The organism is Chitinibacter sp. SCUT-21, from assembly GCA_041874755.1.
In the GTDB taxonomy this organism is placed as follows: domain Bacteria; phylum Pseudomonadota; class Gammaproteobacteria; order Burkholderiales; family Chitinibacteraceae; genus Chitinibacter.
In genome coordinates this window covers 3,106,149-3,123,084 of sequence record CP102611.1, presented here as the reverse complement: position 1 = coordinate 3,123,084, position 16,936 = coordinate 3,106,149, and the positions used below count along the sequence as shown (strand labels likewise).

General features: G+C 49.4%; 18 protein-coding genes, 1 tRNA gene, 1 pseudogene and 1 riboswitch. Of the genes and pseudogenes, 10 read left to right on the top strand and 10 right to left on the bottom strand.

Going from position 1 to position 16,936, the window contains the following annotated elements; all coding sequences use genetic code 11:
- The first annotated feature begins 245 nt into the window (after nt 1-245).
- A complete protein-coding gene (gene bfr / locus NT239_14580; GenBank protein ID XGA70973.1) occupies nt 246-719 on the top strand; it encodes a bacterioferritin in 474 nt (157 codons plus the stop codon).
- A 26-nt stretch (nt 720-745) separates the two neighbouring features.
- On the top strand, nt 746-1,216 hold the full coding sequence (gene bfr, locus NT239_14575) for a bacterioferritin (protein XGA70972.1): 471 nt from the start codon (nt 746-748) through the stop codon (nt 1,214-1,216).
- 155 nt (nt 1,217-1,371) lie between these two features.
- Here bfr (NT239_14575) and NT239_14570 read toward each other — a convergent pair whose 3' ends face one another.
- Nucleotides 1,372-1,587: a (2Fe-2S)-binding protein gene (locus NT239_14570; GenBank protein ID XGA70971.1), complete on the bottom strand. Its 216-nt coding sequence runs from the start codon at nt 1,585-1,587 to the stop codon at nt 1,372-1,374.
- A 124-nt stretch (nt 1,588-1,711) separates the two neighbouring features.
- On the opposite strand from NT239_14570, the gene NT239_14565 reads away from it, so the two are divergent.
- Together NT239_14565 and NT239_14560 are read left to right on the top strand one after the other, a co-directional pair.
- Nucleotides 1,712-1,987, top strand: a complete 276-nt coding sequence (locus NT239_14565) for a cupin domain-containing protein (protein ID XGA70970.1) — start codon at nt 1,712-1,714, stop codon at nt 1,985-1,987.
- Nucleotides 1,988-2,007: 20 nt separating this feature from the next.
- On the top strand, nt 2,008-2,697 hold the full coding sequence (locus tag NT239_14560; protein ID XGA70969.1) for an aspartate/glutamate racemase family protein: 690 nt from the start codon (nt 2,008-2,010) through the stop codon (nt 2,695-2,697).
- A 32-nt stretch (nt 2,698-2,729) separates the two neighbouring features.
- Here the strand turns inward: NT239_14560 and ribB are convergent.
- From ribB to NT239_14530, 6 genes and pseudogenes are all read right to left on the bottom strand, one after another.
- Nucleotides 2,730-3,323 (bottom strand): annotated as a pseudogene (ribB, locus tag NT239_14555) (3,4-dihydroxy-2-butanone-4-phosphate synthase).
- 160 nt (nt 3,324-3,483) lie between these two features.
- Nucleotides 3,484-3,631: riboswitch (FMN riboswitch) on the bottom strand.
- A gap of 171 nt (nt 3,632-3,802) precedes the next feature.
- Nucleotides 3,803-4,285 (bottom strand): hypothetical protein, encoded by a 483-nt coding sequence (locus NT239_14550; GenBank protein XGA70968.1) that lies wholly within the window; start codon nt 4,283-4,285, stop codon nt 3,803-3,805.
- 264 nt (nt 4,286-4,549) lie between these two features.
- The gene (locus NT239_14545; protein ID XGA70967.1) at nt 4,550-5,218 is read right to left on the bottom strand and encodes a Crp/Fnr family transcriptional regulator; all 669 of its coding nucleotides are present in this window, start codon (nt 5,216-5,218) and stop codon (nt 4,550-4,552) included.
- Between the two features lie 8 nt (nt 5,219-5,226).
- Nucleotides 5,227-5,994 carry an exodeoxyribonuclease III gene (gene xth, locus NT239_14540; GenBank protein ID XGA70966.1) on the bottom strand — a complete coding sequence of 256 codons (768 nt, stop codon included), beginning with the start codon at nt 5,992-5,994 and terminating at the stop codon, nt 5,227-5,229.
- Between the two features lie 163 nt (nt 5,995-6,157).
- On the bottom strand, nt 6,158-7,753 hold the full coding sequence (locus NT239_14535; GenBank protein XGA70965.1) for a dipeptide ABC transporter ATP-binding protein: 1,596 nt from the start codon (nt 7,751-7,753) through the stop codon (nt 6,158-6,160).
- Nucleotides 7,750-8,931 (bottom strand): GGDEF domain-containing protein, encoded by a 1,182-nt coding sequence (locus tag NT239_14530; GenBank protein XGA70964.1) that lies wholly within the window; start codon nt 8,929-8,931, stop codon nt 7,750-7,752. Before NT239_14530 ends, NT239_14535 begins: the two co-directional genes overlap by 4 nt.
- Nucleotides 8,932-9,126: 195 nt before the next feature.
- Between NT239_14530 and NT239_14525 the strand changes: the two genes are divergently transcribed.
- Nucleotides 9,127-10,137, top strand: a complete 1,011-nt coding sequence (locus NT239_14525) for a serine/threonine protein kinase (protein XGA70963.1) — start codon at nt 9,127-9,129, stop codon at nt 10,135-10,137.
- A 195-nt stretch (nt 10,138-10,332) separates the two neighbouring features.
- Here NT239_14525 and NT239_14520 read toward each other — a convergent pair.
- A tRNA-Tyr gene (locus tag NT239_14520) sits at nt 10,333-10,418 on the bottom strand.
- Nucleotides 10,419-10,500: 82 nt separating this feature from the next.
- The gene (gene phnD, locus NT239_14515; protein XGA70962.1) at nt 10,501-11,469 is read right to left on the bottom strand and encodes a phosphate/phosphite/phosphonate ABC transporter substrate-binding protein; all 969 of its coding nucleotides are present in this window, start codon (nt 11,467-11,469) and stop codon (nt 10,501-10,503) included.
- Between the two features lie 90 nt (nt 11,470-11,559).
- Here phnD and NT239_14510 point away from each other — a divergent pair, with 90 nt between their 5' ends.
- On the top strand, nt 11,560-11,748 hold the full coding sequence (locus tag NT239_14510; GenBank protein XGA70961.1) for a 4-oxalocrotonate tautomerase family protein: 189 nt from the start codon (nt 11,560-11,562) through the stop codon (nt 11,746-11,748).
- A gap of 38 nt (nt 11,749-11,786) precedes the next feature.
- On the opposite strand, the gene NT239_14505 is transcribed toward NT239_14510, so the two are convergent.
- On the bottom strand, nt 11,787-12,845 hold the full coding sequence (locus NT239_14505) for a hypothetical protein (GenBank protein XGA70960.1): 1,059 nt from the start codon (nt 12,843-12,845) through the stop codon (nt 11,787-11,789).
- A 230-nt stretch (nt 12,846-13,075) separates the two neighbouring features.
- Between NT239_14505 and NT239_14500 the strand changes: the two genes are divergently transcribed.
- The 4 genes from NT239_14500 to NT239_14485 all read left to right on the top strand — a co-directional run bounded on the left by NT239_14500 (nt 13,076) and on the right by NT239_14485 (nt 16,933).
- Nucleotides 13,076-13,456 (top strand): hypothetical protein, encoded by a 381-nt coding sequence (locus NT239_14500; protein ID XGA70959.1) that lies wholly within the window; start codon nt 13,076-13,078, stop codon nt 13,454-13,456.
- Between the two features lie 66 nt (nt 13,457-13,522).
- A complete protein-coding gene (locus NT239_14495) occupies nt 13,523-15,238 on the top strand; it encodes a proline--tRNA ligase (GenBank protein XGA70958.1) in 1,716 nt (571 codons plus the stop codon).
- Between the two features lie 225 nt (nt 15,239-15,463).
- Nucleotides 15,464-16,084 carry a transglycosylase SLT domain-containing protein gene (locus tag NT239_14490; GenBank protein XGA70957.1) on the top strand — a complete coding sequence of 207 codons (621 nt, stop codon included), beginning with the start codon at nt 15,464-15,466 and terminating at the stop codon, nt 16,082-16,084.
- Nucleotides 16,085-16,333: 249 nt separating this feature from the next.
- The gene (locus tag NT239_14485) at nt 16,334-16,933 is read left to right on the top strand and encodes a YSC84-related protein (protein XGA70956.1); all 600 of its coding nucleotides are present in this window, start codon (nt 16,334-16,336) and stop codon (nt 16,931-16,933) included.
- Nucleotides 16,934-16,936: the final 3 nt, after the last annotated feature.

The following is a 16,936-nucleotide window of genomic DNA, read 5'->3' as shown; positions in this document are numbered from 1 at the left end:
ACTCCTGAAAGTATGCTGCATATTTTACGAGCTTTTATGCGAAGGCTCTATGAATCACACATTTCGCATTGATTTAAGTCGTAATGTATCGAGAATTGTTTTTATTTATATTTCTATTCAATTACTTAAGCTGAAATTTTTCTTGAAATTCCCGACTAAAAGAGTACACTTTTCTAAAAATAACGATCTGGCTTAGATCGTTTTTTTATTTGAATCTAGATTGGCTCAGCCAACAGGAGAATACGATGCAAGGCGATAAATCAGTCATCACGGTGCTCAATGGCATTTTGGCCAATGAGCTGATTGCCATTAACCAAACCTTTCTCCACGCCCGTATTTATAAAAACTGGGGCTTTAAGGGCCTGAACGATAAGGTTTACCACGAATCTATCGACGCAATGAAACGCTCAGATAAATTGATCGAGCGCGTGTTATTTCTAGAAGGTCTGCCTAATTTACAAGACTTGGGCAAATTACTGATCGGCGAAGATGTGCAAGAAATGCTCGCCTGTGATTTAACACTGTATACCGGCTTTTTGGGCAAACTGCGCGACGCGGTTAAAACGTGCGAAGCCGCGCAAGATTATGTCAGCCGCGATGTATTAGAAGACATCTTGGAAGAAGAAGAAGAATACGTCGATTGGCTAGAAACCCAACAAACCCTGATTAAAGAAATGGGCTTGCCAAATTACCTGCAATCACAAGCATTTGGCTCATAATTAAGCGCCGCACAGGAGAATACATCATGCAAGGAAGTGCAAAAGTACTCGCTGGTCTTTCCGACTTGCTCGCGGCCGAATTAACTTCGGTCGATCAATATTTTGTTCATAGCCAGATGTATCACAACTGGGGCTATGGCAAATTGTTCGAGCGCATCGATCACGAGCGCCAAGATGAAATCGGCCATGCGACCAAACTGATCGCGCGTATTTTATTTTTAGAAGGCATCCCCAATGTTGCCGCTCGCACGCCGCTGCGCGTCGGCAAAGACGTGAAAGAAATGCTCGAATTTGATTTGCAAACCGAGTATGAAGTCGCTGCAGCCTTGAAAAAAGTGATCGCAGTCTGTGAAGCCGAGCAAGATTATGTGACACGCGAAATGCTCGTTGGTCTGCTCGACGACACCGAAGTGGATCATGCACACTGGCTAGAGCAACAGCTCAATCTGATTAAAGCGATGGGCTTGCAAAACTATCTGCAATCGCAAGCGTTTTAAGCTAAGTTAAAGAGGTAGGCACGGACAGATTGCTGGGCAAGCCCAGCCCTGACCGATGACCAAACAAAAAGCCCGAGTTTAACTCGGGCTTTTTGTCATGTATTGATCTGTACGCAAGTTGGATATTTGGTCTTAGCGCTATACCGAACAGCGTATTAGGCAAATACCAAGTCTTGCAAATCAGCGAGCATTTTCTCTTCATAGCTTTGCACCGCCTCATGCAAAACTTGCTTGGCGCAAGAAGTGCATTTACCGCAGCATGTGCCTGCTTGCGTGGCGCGCTGTAATTGAATGTAGCTACGAACACCATCTTGCTCGACGGCTTTGCGAATCGCTTTATCGCTGACATTATTACAAACGCAGACAATCATATTGAGAACCTAATTAATATCCGTTCTCATTATCTACAAAACTTTTGCCACTGACAAGACTATTTTTACACCGCCGATTAGCGGCAATTTACAATAGCACTTGTCATGCAACGCAGGAAAAGCCATGCCCCGCATCCAAATTGAACGCGCGATTAGCGCAGAGCGCCAAGCCGAACTCGGTACTCACCACTGGCCGGTTTGGGAGAAAAACATCTCCACATTCCCATGGACTTACGATTGCAGCGAAACCTGCTTGCTGATCGAAGGCGAAGTGATTGTTACACCCGAAGGCGGCGAGCCTGTAACCCTTCATACTGGCGATCTGGCGACTTTTCCGGCAGGGATGAGTTGCACTTGGCAAATCACCGCAAATTTACGCAAACATTACTTCTTTGAGTAAACAATGGATCGAGTTGAGCAATGAAAACGATTGGGATGATTGGCGGAATGAGTTGGGAATCAACGATTCCTTATTATCGAGAAATAAATCAGCAAGTGAAGGCACAATTGGGCGGCTTTCACTCCGCAAAAATCATTCTAATCAGCGTTGATTTTGCCGAAATTGAAGCCCATCAGCGGGCAAATGAGTGGGAAGTTGCGGCAAAAAAGTTAGCAAACGCCGCCCAGCAACTGCAAAACATGGGGGCTGACTGCATTATTTTATGCACCAACACTATGCATATCGTCGCGGATCAAATTTGCCATGGCTTAGCAGTGCCATTCCTACATATTGCCGATGCAACGGCTCAGCAGATTAAAAACGCCCAGTTAAGCAAGATCGGTCTATTAGGTACCCGCTTTACCATGGAGCGTGACTTCTATATAGAACGATTACAATCTCACCAGCTTGAAATTTTGGTCCCTACAGCCGAAGAGCGAAAGTTGATTGATCAAATTATATTTAATGAACTCTGTCAGGGCATCATCACGGAACAGTCAAAACAGATTTATCGTGGCGTGATGCACAAACTCGCAGCTCAAGGGGCTGAAGGCATTATTTTAGGTTGCACGGAAATAGCTCTGCTAGTTGGACCTGACGATGCAGCCATCCCACTTTTTGATACCGCCAAACTCCACGCGCAGTATGCTACGCAATTTGCCTTAGCCTAAGCTCGAAATGCGCACTTAGGCTAAGGCAAGGCTTAGGCTAATTCAAACAAACAGTGCTGAACGATATCTTCAATCGATAAGATACTTAGCTGATGCTGAGCAGCAAAGTCGATCAAGTCTTGCCCGCGCATCATGGTGCCATCTGGCATCATCAATTCGCACAATACCGCCGCGTCGCCGCATTGAGCATATTGACTCAGGGCAATCGAGCCTTCGGTATGGCCACGCCGTGCGGCCAGCCCAGCGCGGTGAGCAATTAATGGAAAAACGTGGCCAGGACGCGCCAAGTCTTCTGGTACTGAATCAGGGTGTGTAGCCGCAGCTATTGTTGCTAAACGATCTGCAGCTGATACCCCTGTAGTGACACCGTGCGCCGCTTCAATTGAAACAGTAAACGCCGTTCCGTAGCGACTTTGGTTTTGCTGCACCATCAGCGGCAACTGCAGCAGTTTTGCGCGCTCGGCAGTCAGGCAAAGGCAGACGATACCGCTACATTCACGGATCAACATCGCCATCGTTGCCAAGTTCAGCTGACTGGCTGGGCAGATCAAATCGGCTTCGTTTTCTCGATCGGTATCGTCGAGCAAGATTACGGCTCGCCCCGCTTGAAAAGCCGTCACAGCCGCTTGAACCCGTTGCTCGGGTTAAGAGTTTTGAAAATAAGAATTAAAGGTTTCTTTCATTTGAAACGCTCCTTGTAGTTGGCAAGAAAGCGTTCAGGGCCAAGCCGGCACTGAAATAATTTTCGCGCGCACGGCAAAGCCGCGTATTCGCCAGGAATACGCGGCAGGTCTTCTCTCATCCGGACTATACCGTCGGCTCAGGCTTTGCACCTGATCTGCTGACCCAAATGACATCACGTCACTTGGCGCTCGCGGGCTGGTCGTATCGACTTACCGCCGGTGGGGAATTTCACCCCGCCCTGAAGACGCAAAAGCCAGACTAAAGTCTGGCTTTTGCAAGTGTATCACTCCAATGGATGAAACGCGGTAATCATGCTTGGCAAAACGGGACACTATATTGCTGCTCGCGAATGGTCTGCTTCTTACCAGCAAGCACTCAGCAAAGCATCAGCTTAATACCAATCAAGCCTCACCGCGTGATCTTACAGCCCCTTTGGCGGCACGTTTTTGATATCTGGCCAACGTACATAAGCTTGCTTCACATAGCCATCCACGTTGACTACCCACTCCTTGTAGGCTGTTTTTGAAGTTAGGAAAAGATAGCCATCGACGATTTTGTAAGCCAGTGGATCGGTGTCGATTTTTTTCTCTTTCGCGACACCTTGAGCACAAAATCCGCCAAAACGCGGGGCGTATTGGCCTGGATTCGCTTTAAATTTGGCAAGGTTATCTTTGTTGGCAAAAAAGTAAGTCGCGCCTTCAAAGCTGAACTTGTAATCATCATCACCTAGCACTGGCTTGCCCGAGAAGTAGGAAATGGGATCATACCCACGCAAAGCCACGCCTTTGCCATCGACATTTACGGGAGCATTGGAATTAGCATCATAGGCGAGAGAAGTGGCTGAGACCCCAGCCATAAACAAGCATGAAGTGAGGAAAACACACGAAAAATTACGGCCAAACATTTTCTAATCTTACCCCTAATAACAAAACAAACATCCAATAACTTACGGACGCAATTAGGCCTGACACTGTAAGATGTAGTCAATTACACTTTATTACAAAGCAAAATGTTAGCATTACTACAACACCAAAATAGCGGAAATTGGTATTTTCACTAGGTAAATAAAAAACCTCGCTAAAGCGAGGTTTAATTTGAACTGAACCATACTGCTGCGGCCCAAGGAAAAACTGACTCAAGAAGCAATATAGATTTGCAAGGTATCGTTCTAGGGAAGTGACTTAACATCACTAATCGAGATATACCCGCCACGCATTGATAGCCAACCTTGAGACTCCCATGCGCTTAATTGCTTATTGACGCTCTCACGCGTCGCACCAACAAAGTTTGCTAATTCTTGTTGTGTTAATTTTAGGTCGATCAAAATACCATCCGCGGTCTCGTCACCATGGTTTTGTGCCAGTTGCCGCAACACTTTGGCTAAGCGCTGTGGTAAGGGCAAAAATAATGTGTCTTGAACAAGTTCATCAGCACTACGTAAACGCTCACACAAGGTTTGAATCATTGAGCGCATCACCAGTGGATGTGCATTGAGATATTGATCGACTGTTGCGCGCTGCAACACGAGTAATTCACAATCTTCTAAAGCCTCAATCGTCGCAGTGCGTGGCCCACCATCGAGCATGGCAAGTTCACCAAATACTTCACCGGCTTCCAAAATGGCCAGCGTCAACTCGCGGCCTTCTGTATTACTGCGCATGACTTTCAAGCGGCCATGAATCACCGCATACATTTCATCGCTTCGCTCGCCTTGCGCTAACACCACTTGCTTGGCACGCACAGCGCGCGATTGCGCGTGCTGGGCAAGCTCGGCTAGATCTGCATAGCTCAGTTCGCAAAACAGGCTACTGCCTGACAGTAATTTCGCTTTATCCATTTTCTTGCTCAATCTAAGGTAGCAATCACAGGGGTATGGTCCGACGGACGCTCATGTTTTCGTGGCTCGACGTCGATTTGACACGCACTACAGCGCGCAGCCAAACGAGGTGACATCAAGATATGGTCGATTCTTAAACCCGCATTTTTCTTAAATGAAAAGCCCCGATAATCCCACCAACTAAAAGATTTCTCTGGCTGATCAAATAGCCGAAATGCATCGATCAGACCTAAGGCCTGCATCTGTTGAAACGCTTCACGCTCCAAGGGCGATACTAATACACCACCCGCCCACTTTTTAATATCATGTACATCACGATCTTCGGGAGCGATATTGTAATCACCGAGCAAGGCCAACTCTGGAAACAGGGCCATTTGTGCTTCCAACCAAGCTAATAATGCCTTGAGCCAAGCCAATTTATATTGGTATTTATCTGACTCTAGATCTTGCCCATTTGGAATGTAGGCGCCAACAAGACGTACCCCATTAATCGTTGCGGTGATAACGCGTTTTTGTGGGTCTTCGAATCCAGGTAAATTAATCACCACGTCTTCAATCGGTGCTCGCGCAATAATAGCAACGCCGTTGTAGGTTTTTTGTCCAGCAAATGCCACTTCAAAACCCGCTGCGCTAATTTCTTCATGCGGAAAAACGGGGTCGTCCATTTTAGTTTCTTGCAAGCATAGAGCAGTCACATCTGGGTTGGCCTGCATCCACTCAAGAACCTGCGGTAAACGCACTTTGAGCGAATTGACATTCCAAGTGGCTATTTTCATGAACAATAAATCCAAATTCTGATGAGTAAATTAGCTCACGCGCAGCCATTGAAGGTAATAACCCCGCCTCTTAGCTGCCAGTGTCTAAGCCACTTTACCCGATCCGAGCATTCAATCCAATGGCTATCTTCACCCTTTCTTACAAAAACTAGGCAAATATGCCTTAATTGGGCAGAGTCAGCGTTGCGGCAGCAATTAGAGCTTGGGTATATTCGCTTTGCGGTTGGGTAAACAGCGCTTCAACTGACGCGGATTCCTGAAGTTGCCCATCCTTCAGCACCAAAACACGATGCGCCAAAGCACGAACCACCGCCATATCGTGGCTCACTAACACGTAACTCAACCCTAATTGACGCTGTAACGTGGCCAGCAAGCTTAAAATTTGCTGTTGTATCGTCGCATCCAGTGCGGAAGTAGGTTCATCCAGCACCAAAATTTTTGGCTGAACCACCAAGGCGCGCGCAATCGCAATGCGTTGCCGCTGCCCCCCTGAAAACTCATGGGGATAACGCAGCAACATGCTTTCAGTTAAACCCACTTGCAGCAAGGCTTGCACCACCAATGCGCGACGCACGGAAGGCGATTGAGCCAACTCATGCACCAGCAAACCTTCCCCTACAATTTCCTCAACGGTCATTCGCGGCGACAATGCGGCAAACGGATCTTGAAACACAATTTGTATGTCACGACGAGCGCGCTGCAAGCCTGCCCCCTGTAAGGCAGTAAAATCTTTGCCACTCAAATCAACCCGTCCGCCACCACGCCCACTTTGCAATAGGCGCAAGATCGCCAAAATCAGCGTGGTTTTACCACTTCCCGATTCACCAACAATGGCTAAGGTTTCAGCTTGCCGCAAATTAAAATCCAGCGGAGCTAACACCGTTTGCCACTGTTTTTGCCAAAAATAACGCCCAGCTTGGGCGTATTGATGACTGATTTGCTGTGCTTGTAAACAGATCTGTGCCTCATGCGGCACATCAGCAGCAACGCGTTGCGGCCGAGCGGCCAATAGCTGCTGTGTGTAAGAATGCTGAGGAGCAGAAAATAAATCAGCTGTTGCAGCGGTTTCGACAATACGCCCTTGCTGCATCACAGCGACCCGGTCGGCAAAATGACGAACCAAATTTAGATCATGAGTAATAAGCAAAACGGTCATCTTGCGCTCGGCTTGAATCTGGGCCAACAAAGCCAAAATTTGTGCCTGAATCGTGACGTCTAAGGCTGTGGTAGGCTCATCCGCAATTAGCAATTCAGGCTCAGCCGCTAGAGCCATCGCAATCATCACTCGCTGACGCTGCCCACCCGAGAGCTGATGAGGATAGCGATGCTTCTGGCGATCAGGATCACTCATACCCACCTGGTGTAATAGCTCCAGAACCCGTTTTACTTGCTGTGAGGGGCTATACCCCAGATGTAAAAATAAAACCTCAGCAATCTGTTGCCCGACAGTTTGCAAGGGATTGAGCGCCACCATGGGCTCTTGGAAAATCATCGCGATTTTCGCCCCGCGCATCAGCCTCAGCTCTGATGCCGAACAAGTGAGCAGATCAGCGCCATGAAAAAAAATGTGCCCTTCCAGTGTTGCAGCGGAATCAAGACGCAAAATCGCGCGAGCCAAGACACTTTTTCCCGAGCCAGATTCACCAACCAGTGCTAACTTTTCCCCACGATTTAGGTGCAAATCAATGTGCTGCACCACAGCTGATCCATGGGTAAAACCAATACTCAGGTCTTGAATCTCCAATACTGGCCCGCTCACGATTGATCCTTTGAGTTGGGATGATAATCGGCAATCACATAGCGGTTGCGCCCCCCGGTTTTTGCCGCATACATAGCGTCATCTGCGGCTTGTAACCAACTAGCTGGTGAGCGCAAATCAGGAAACCAAGGCGCAATCCCAATACTTCCGCCCAAGGGAAGCTGTCGCTCCTCATACCAAACGGGCTCACTTAACTTCGCAAGGATTTTTTCTGCCACCGTCGCGATTTCGCTCGCCTGATGAATGCCGCGAACTAAAATCACAAATTCGTCCCCGCCTAAGCGACAAACTAAATCACCACGACGAACCAGCGATTTAAAACGCTGAGCAATCTCAATTAACAGTGCATCACCCGCTGCATGGCCGAACTCATCATTAACCGTTTTGAAAAAATCCAAATCGATCAAATACACCACGCTATTCATCGCTTCTGCGCGTGGATTTTTCAGTGTTTGTCGCAGTTGATTGATCAAGTGCAAGCGATTAGCCAAGCCCGTTAGTGGATCTTCAAACGCTAATTTGCGCATTTTTTGATCACGCTCGGCCATTTTTTCGGCATTTTCCGCAACACGCTGCCGCATCAGCATCAGATTTCGCTGATGGTAGACCAATCGATGCACGGTATTCACGCCTAGAAAACTCGCAATCACTACCACTAATAAAGCTGAAATTGCGGCAATAAAGGTCGCGTCGCTACTGAGCAAAATATAGCTAATTGGCGCCAGATTAAAACTGACTGCGGCGATGTAGCGCTTGATCGGTAAACCGGCCAACAATAATAAAATGGGCTGCAACACAAAAGGCAAAGCCAGCGTGGCAGGCGGCAGTTGCGCGTGCAACAGCCAGGCCCAGCTGCTCAACAACACTGGCGGTATAAACACCGCCAAGGCTGAAATCCGCCACTCCCAATACTGTCGCCCTTGCGAGGCGGCAAAGGCCGCGTAAAAAAACAGCAAAGCACTTGCCAGCGGTGCAGGCACGGCCCAATACCAAGATTGACCAATAGCAAGCATCAAGGTAGCAGCGAGCAAGGATAAACAGGCCAAACTCAGCGCTAAGCGCCAGCGCTGCTCTCGGCGCTCGCGTTTTGCCCGCGCAGCGTAGCGCAACACGCTAGGCAGAGGAGTAGCCGGCGCAGAGGCGGTCATGTCTGAATCGGAAGGCTTCAATACGGTCATCACTCACACCCGGAAGACCTGATGAAACAGGCTATGGTTCAATTATCGACCAAAGGCATCGTTCGCGGCAAAAATCATCGCTTCAACCGGCACAATTGCCGCAAGGGCTAGGCTGGATGGCCAAAAAGTGGCGCAACAGTAGTCAAATATCACGTATTGCCGTATGTTTTGACCATTCTCTTTGGCTAGCTTGTGATGACAAACACATTAACCCCCTACTCTGAACTGAGCCCAGACTTAATTTTATCGGCCATTGATCAACTCGGCGTGCGCACCTCGGGCCATTTATTAGCGCTTAACAGCTACGAGAACCGGGTTTACCAAATTGGTCTTGAAGACGAGACACCATGGGGAAAATTTATTGTCGCCAAGTTTTACCGCCCTCATCGCTGGAGCGAGGCACAGATTTTGGAAGAACATCAGTTCTGCCAGGAGCTAGCAGAGTATGAGGCTCCAGTTGTTTCCCCGCTTAGCTTTTCAGGCAATACCCTGCATAGCGAGCATGGATTTCGCTTTGCTATTTTCCCGCGCCGTGGTGGACGATACCCAGAACTAGATCAACGCGAAACACGCGAATGGATCGGGCGATTTATGGGTCGGATTCATGCCATCGGACAAAAGCAGCCATTTAGCGCACGCCCACAGATTGATATCGACAGCTTTGGCCATCAGTCAGTTGAGTTTGTTTTGCAAAATCAGTTTATTCCCGCTGATTTAATGAGCGCTTATCAAACGGTGAGCGCGCAGGCTTTAGATTCAATTCGCGCCTGCTTTGAGCGAGCCGGCCAAGTGGCCACTGTGCGTCTACACGGTGACTGTCACGCTAGCAATATTCTCTGGACAGATGCGGGCCCGCACTTTGTTGACTTTGACGACGCCCGCAATGGCCCGGCAATCCAAGATTTATGGATGCTACTCTCCGGCGAGCGGCATGAACAACAAGCGCAACTCAACGATATTTTGTACGGCTACGAAGACTTTATCGATTTCAACCCGAGCGAGCTGCATTTACTCGAAGCATTGCGCACGCTGCGGCTACTGCATTACAGCGCCTGGATCGCACGACGTTGGAATGACCCCGCTTTTCCTGCGGCATTTCCGTGGTTTAACTCGCCCATTTACTGGCAAAACCGCATTCTTGAATTGCGCGAACAAATTGCATTAATGTCTGAACCACCGCTACGGCATGGCATGGGTAACTGCTGATTTGCTGTGTATGCAGAAAAATAAGGCGTGCACTCGGCGCATGCATGCCTTTAATTAGCGCATACATTCGCGGGGATTGAACTACTGCCAGCCTGACGGGGATTAGGATAAAAGTGGGATATTCACGGAATTTTTGACTATTAATCGCCCATAACAAAAAAGCCCTTGTCTTTCGACAAGGGCTTTTTCTTATTCTGGTGGGGGGAGAAGGATTCGAACCTTCGAAGGCTGAGCCGCCGGATTTACAGTCCGGACCCGTTGACCGCTGGGGTAATCCCCCCTCAAGGCCTCGCATATTACGGATACTTCCCCGACTCGTCAACCATTTTTTGCAAAATAGTTTGATTTTTTTTGGCTGATATCTTATTTCGCCCCACCGAGCACCCCAACCAAAGCATCAAACCTTTGATAGTAAAGCTTTTCTTGCTTCTTCTTGGCATCGACACTCATTTGGGTATTAAACGTCAGCCGAAATAGATCATGAAATAATTGCAAATCGGTCACTTGGCGCAAACTGCGATTATCCGCGGCAACAAAGCCCGCAAGCTGATCGGCATAATATAAACGCTGTTTGGCCAGCGCCGTATTACTCCCGACTTTGCCATATTGGGTGAAGAAATTACTAATCGATTTTTTCAGTGCCGGCGGCAAATCTTTGCGCATTACCAGCGGATCAAAAGCAAATTTTGGCGACTCCCACACAATGCGCATCTGTGAGAAGTCACGTGGGAATTTTTCTTTAAGCTGCTCTAGATCGAAGGTATTGCTCACGGCTACATCAACCTGTCCTTGTGCTAAGGCAACAAAGGCGGTTTCGGCATTGCGCTGCAAATATAACTTGAAGTAGTTTTCCGGCAGCACATTACGCTTAAAAAACAGATGGTAATGCGGGATCAGATATTCTGCCATCGCCCCAGGCTGGCCACCCGCGTAGCGCAGTTGTTTCGGCCGATTAAGCAAGTCTTCGACATTCTGAATTGAACTGCTCTTTTTCACCAAAATCACACTGCGATAGTCGTTCACATTGCCCGTTTGCGATAAGCGCGCAAACAGTTCAGCGTTAGCGGTTTCCACCGCATCCAAGGCCAGCTTATCGTCAAGGCGTGCAATCTGAATCTGGTTTTTTTGCATGCGGCGTAGCAACTCATCGCGATCACTGAGCACGATACCCGTCACTTTTTGTCCTGTTGCCTGCGCCAAATCATTCAATACTGGCTGCCAATCTTCAAGCGATTGTTCTGAATTGCGTGAAGTTAACAGGCCTACGGACAAATCAGCGTAACACGGTGCGGTGAGCAAAACGAAAGTTAAGGCAAAAAAACGGTGTAACATCAAGGCATTCCAGTCTGGCAAATCAAGGCTGCATCATAGATTGCCAATATGACGGTTTCGTTAAATCTTTGTAAGCTTCTGGAGAATCCTATGCCCTATATCCACGTTCGCCTCGCGGGTGAATTAAGCCGTGTGCAGAAAAAACAGATCGTTGAAGAAATGACGAGCACGATGGAGCGGATCGCGGGAAAACCACGCGAATATGTAATCGTGAATTTTGATGAAACGAAAGAGGAAAACTGGGGCTGGGGCGGCCAGTTACTCGACGAAGTTGAATAAGTGGCTTGATTGGAGCGCCCCGTGAGGGGCGCTTGGGCTTATTTTTTCACTTTACCAATCTTAATCGCCAACATCGGCGCGATGTCTTTTTCCAAAACATCGGCTAATCGACTGGCGGCGCGTGCGATTTTTTTAGCATTTGTACTCGTCAGTGCCTGCTCCGATTTGGGCAAGCTAGCCTCTAATGCCGTTAATGCCTGCTCAACCTTGGCCCAGCGCGCGGTATCGTCACGGCTCAGCATCAAATCATCCAACCCTTTGGCGGATTGATTACCAGTTAGCAAAGTACGCAAGCCCGCCACATTGCTCTGCAAGCTCATCACCGTCGCACCTGAGCGCTGATCTAACCAGTTTGACGGCTTAATCCCCAATTTATTGGCCGACAAATCACGCAGGCCTTCAATTTGGCTATTTAAATACTGCGTTAAATAAGTGCGCGGATAGCTTAAATCGTAACCTGCACCGCGGCTCAAGCCTTGCCAAGCACGGCGCAAAGTTTCAGCCTGATAAGCCACCACTTGCGACTGCCATACCAAATAGCCACACGCGGGCTCGGTGCTTAGCCTAGCCATACTATTGGCGGGTTTATCACCATAAAGCAATTCTTCAATAGCTTTGAAGCCAATACCCCAATCCGGCAGTTTTTTGGCTTCGTACGCCGCTTGCCCATCCACCATTTGGCCCGCTGGTTTTTGCGCAGCCAGGCTTAAAATTTGTGCCGCATCTTTTGTCTGCCCTTCCATTACTTTACCCACATCGGGCTCAGCGCTAGGGCCCATCGGCGCGATTTCAATCGCCCGCCATGCGAGCAAGGTTTGGACATACTGTGTTTGCACCGCGCGAAAAGTCATCTCGCTTGGCGCTGCGCAAAACGCACGGCTGCTTGCGACCAATTGCGAGCTGATCTGCGCCAAATTGGCTTGTGCCGCTAAATGAATATCGGTGAGCTGCGAGCGGGTAAACTCCATATTCGACAAGGGCTGACGCTCCGCAACGCTGGACGCCACCTCTTCAGCCTGCGCGCCCGCCGCGACGCAGCAAATGGCGACACTCAAGGCCGCAAAGCGGCATGATTTTCTCAGCAAAGATGTATTCATTAGGTCGTCTCCGTTTTTTATCCGTCATTGATAACACGCTTGGCACAAAACAGGAAGTCTGCGCGGCGATCAGTGTGTTATCGCAAGCGATAAACTAGCTGCTTGTCAGCTTCTGATTAACGAGCACGTCAAATCATAAAAAAACACTAGGCTTTCAAGGATATACGCTTGCTTTATGCGCACTTTCCCGTAATATTGCCCGCCATTGATTTTGATTTGGAATACCTGCCATGGCTTTTTATTTCCGCCCAGACGATGTGCCTGAATTATCGGGTTTGAGCAATTGGGAACAACGCGTTTTGCTGCGCGGCACTTTTCTGCGCGAGCGTGCCGTTTCAACCGTGATTTTGTTAATCGCCGTTTTTGGCAGTGTGCAATACGTCATCAACCCTTTGCTTGAGTCGCTCGCCCCCAGCGTTCGCACCGATAGTTTGGCCTACGGCGCGATTTTGGTCGTTTGGCTGCTGGCGCTGATGAAAGCGCGCGACATTATTTTAATGAACAAGCTGCGCCCGAAATTTGCCGCCAAACGCGCTGAGCAAAAAGCGGCTGAAATCGCCAAACTCGAAGCCGAGCGCGCCGCGCAAACTGAGAAGCCGGCAGCTGAATAATCAGCATAAATCGGATAAAATAGCCGGCTTCATTTGAGTTAGCCCTACTTCACTGGATCACGCACCATGCGCACATCGCAATTATTCATTTCGACTTTAAAAGAAGCGCCTTCCGAGGCCGAATTACTATCGCACAAGCTGATGCTGCGCGCGGGCTTGATCAAACGTTTGGGCTCAGGCCTCTACACGTGGATGCCGCTGGGCTTGCGTATTTTGCGCAAAGTAGAAGCCGTGGTGCGCGAAGAAATGAATCGCGCGGGTGCGCAAGAATTGCTGATGCCAGCGGTGCAACCGGCTGAACTGTGGCAAGAAACCGGCCGTTGGGACGTGTTTGGCCCGCAAATGCTGAAAATCACCGACCGCCACGAGCGCAGCTTCTGCTTTGGCCCAACGCACGAAGAAGTCATCACCGACATCGCGCGCTCGGAAATCAAAAGCTACAAACAATTGCCGGTGAATTTCTACCAAGTACAAACCAAATTCCGCGACGAAATCCGCCCCCGTTTTGGCGTAATGCGCGCGCGCGAATTTATGATGAAAGACGCGTATTCATTCCACGCCGATCTGGATTCATTGAAAGCCACGTACGAAGTAATGTACGGCGCATACTCCAAGGTGTTTACGCGTCTAGGCCTTAAATTCCGTGCTGTTGCAGCCGATACTGGCGCAATCGGTGGTGATGGCTCGCACGAATTCCACGTTTTGGCTGACGCGGGTGAAGACTTGCTCGCCTACTGCCCAACTAGCGACTACGCTGCGAACGTTGAATTGGCTGAAGCCTTCGCACCCGCGACACCACGCGCAACTGCGGCGCAAGCGATGGCCGAAGTAGACACGCCAAAACAAACCGCGTGCGAAGACGTTGCCGCCTTGCTCGGCATCGGCATTGATCGCACGGTAAAAGCGATTGCTTTGGTAACGACCGCGGGCGAATTCGTACTGGCGCTGCTGCGTGGCGACCATAATCTGAACGAAGTGAAAATCAGCAAAGTTGCAGGCATGGCGGATTTCCGCTTCGCGACTGACGAAGAAATTCGCAGCAATCTGAATTGCCCACCGGGCTTTATCGGCCCTGTTGGCATTAACGCGAACATTCGCGTCATTGCCGACCGTACCGTGGCAGCGATGAGCGACTTTGTGTGCGGCGCGAATAAACCGAAATTGCACTTGGCAGGCGTGAACTTCGGTCGCGACCTGACAGAACCGCACGTTGTGGCCGACATCCGCAATGTCGTGAACGGCGATGTGTGTCCAGACGGCAAAGGCGGCGTGTTGGAATTGTGCCGCGGTATTGAAGTCGGCCATATTTTCCAATTGCGCACCAAATATTCCGAAGCGATGAGTTGCACGTTCCTGAACGAGCAAAACACGCTGACGCCTATGGAAATGGGCTGCTACGGCATCGGCGTATCGCGCATTGTTGGCGCCGCGATCGAGCAAAACCACGACGCACGCGGCATTATCTGGCCAGCAGCGATGGCGCCGTTTGCCGTGGCCATCGTCGCAGTGGGTTACCACAAATCGGAAGCGGTGAAAGCGGCGGCGGATCAGATGTACGCGGACTTTACTGCCGCTGGCATCGACGTGTTGCTCGACGATCGCAACGAGCGTCCAGGCTCGATGTTTGCCGATATGGAATTGATCGGCATTCCACACCGCGTGACGATTGGCGACAAAGCCTTGGCCAATGGCGAAGTTGAATACGTAGCACGCCGCGCAGGTGAAATGCAGAAAGTGGCGATCGGCGAAGCGCTGAGCTTTGTTCAGCAACAAATCGCCTAAGCATCAAGCTGGGTATTGCCTTGTAGCACAGGCCTAAAAAGACTTAGCAGGCAATACCCTATGCGCAAAATAAGCCCACGAATTAGTGGGCTTTTTTATGCTTAGCGCAAAGTGTGATCGTTCACCTTAGAGCAGCCCAAATCGCTGTAAGGCATTGACCCTGCGCACACTAGCGGCCAAAATGACGGATCAGTGCATACCAGCAATTTATACAAGTCGTTCAATATGTTGAAGTTTTTCGCTCCTACCCTACTTTGCCTTAGCCTGCTCGCCACCACTGCCCACGCCGGTGCGCAGCGTGAAGAATATTTATCTGATTCAGTCGCCAGCAGCTTGCGCCGCAGCATTGCCGATCGCATCGAGCCGCGGCTGATGTTTGCCAATAAAGCCGAGGGTGAAGCGTGGCTGGACGAAATGTCCGAGCGGCTAAAATCGCGCATCCCCGACGAATTCGTGCGCCGTAAATTGCTCACGGCGATACATTACGAAGCGACCCGCGCCGGGCTCGACCCACAAATGGTGCTGGGCCTGATTCACATCGAAAGCCGCTTTAACCGCTACGCGATCAGCCCTGTCGGCGCACGCGGTCTGATGCAAGTGATGCCCTTCTGGCAACGCGCGATTGGCACGCCCGATCAAAGCTTGTTTGATATGAACACCAATCTGCGCTACGGCTGTTCAATCTTGCGCCATTATCTGAACATCGAAAACGGCGACCTATTTCGCGCCCTTGGCCGCTACAACGGCAGCCTCGGTAAAGCCGAATACCCGAATCTGGTCTATAGCGCGTGGAAAGGGTATTACGACTGGAATGATGGCGTAGGCCAGAAAGTAGCGCAGAAATAGCCCCCAAGGGTATATTGATGCAGCGCAATCTTTAATCAAGCTAGATGGCAGTACCCCAATAGGTTAAACCAATAAAAAACCGACCACGCTGGTCGGTTTTTTATTTTTGGTATGACTAAAAATGCAGGGTTGATGGCTTGTTTTGATCAAAAAATAACGCTACACACTAAGTCAGCTTAGGAAAATAATTTTTAAATGAAAGTAAATCGCAAGCTATACTAAAGTTTCAATCCAAGAATGAGGGTTATCATGCTATTACGTCAATGCGTTATCGCTGTTGCAGCAGTTACACTCAGTATGCCTGTTTGGGCCGAGGGCAATGCCACCAATAAAAGCCACGAAACCCAACAGCAAAAAACACCTACGCAGCGGCGTGCTGATATTGATAAAAATATTCAGCAATCACTTGCAATGGTTTACAAGAAATATCCCGACGCCAAAGCACAGATAGCCAAAGCCGCTGGCTATGCCGTTTTCAAAACCGGCGGATTTACTGCCGTGTTTTTAGGGGCTGGCGGCGGTGAAGGTGTGGCCGTATCGAAAGGCAAAAAAACCTATATGACGATGATTCAAGGCAAAGTCGGCCTCGGCTTGGGCGCCAAAGAAACCCGCGAAGTCTTAGTGTTTACAGAAAAATCAGCATTTGATTCATTTGTAAATAGCGGCTGGACCGCAGACGCCAATGCAACCGCAGCAGCGAAAGCCAGCGATAAAGGCGTGGGTATTACCGGCGCCAAACAAGTAGCCAAAGGCGTTTACGTGTATCAATTTACCGAAAATGGCTTGGTTGCGGAGGCCACCGTTGCTGGATCGAAGTACTCAGTCGATAAAGAGCTGAATACCAAATAATCA

Bases quoted from the DNA above. Each gene is read 5' to 3' on its own strand.
- bfr (XGA70973.1), top strand. From the start codon at position 246: ATGCAAGGCGATAAATCAGTCATCACGGTGCTCAATGGCATTTTGGCC.
- bfr (XGA70972.1), top strand. From the start codon at position 746: ATGCAAGGAAGTGCAAAAGTACTCGCTGGTCTTTCCGACTTGCTCGCG.
- NT239_14570 (XGA70971.1), bottom strand. From the start codon at position 1,587: ATGATTGTCTGCGTTTGTAATAATGTCAGCGATAAAGCGATTCGCAAA.
- NT239_14565 (XGA70970.1), top strand. From the start codon at position 1,712: ATGCCCCGCATCCAAATTGAACGCGCGATTAGCGCAGAGCGCCAAGCC.
- NT239_14560 (XGA70969.1), top strand. From the start codon at position 2,008: ATGAAAACGATTGGGATGATTGGCGGAATGAGTTGGGAATCAACGATT.
- NT239_14550 (XGA70968.1), bottom strand. From the start codon at position 4,285: ATGTTTGGCCGTAATTTTTCGTGTGTTTTCCTCACTTCATGCTTGTTT.
- NT239_14545 (XGA70967.1), bottom strand. From the start codon at position 5,218: ATGGATAAAGCGAAATTACTGTCAGGCAGTAGCCTGTTTTGCGAACTG.
- xth (XGA70966.1), bottom strand. From the start codon at position 5,994: ATGAAAATAGCCACTTGGAATGTCAATTCGCTCAAAGTGCGTTTACCG.
- NT239_14530 (XGA70964.1), bottom strand. From the start codon at position 8,931: ATGACCGTATTGAAGCCTTCCGATTCAGACATGACCGCCTCTGCGCCG.
- NT239_14525 (XGA70963.1), top strand. From the start codon at position 9,127: ATGACAAACACATTAACCCCCTACTCTGAACTGAGCCCAGACTTAATT.
- phnD (XGA70962.1), bottom strand. From the start codon at position 11,469: ATGTTACACCGTTTTTTTGCCTTAACTTTCGTTTTGCTCACCGCACCG.
- NT239_14510 (XGA70961.1), top strand. From the start codon at position 11,560: ATGCCCTATATCCACGTTCGCCTCGCGGGTGAATTAAGCCGTGTGCAG.
- NT239_14505 (XGA70960.1), bottom strand. From the start codon at position 12,845: ATGAATACATCTTTGCTGAGAAAATCATGCCGCTTTGCGGCCTTGAGT.
- NT239_14500 (XGA70959.1), top strand. From the start codon at position 13,076: ATGGCTTTTTATTTCCGCCCAGACGATGTGCCTGAATTATCGGGTTTG.
- NT239_14495 (XGA70958.1), top strand. From the start codon at position 13,523: ATGCGCACATCGCAATTATTCATTTCGACTTTAAAAGAAGCGCCTTCC.
- NT239_14490 (XGA70957.1), top strand. From the start codon at position 15,464: ATGTTGAAGTTTTTCGCTCCTACCCTACTTTGCCTTAGCCTGCTCGCC.
- NT239_14485 (XGA70956.1), top strand. From the start codon at position 16,334: ATGCTATTACGTCAATGCGTTATCGCTGTTGCAGCAGTTACACTCAGT.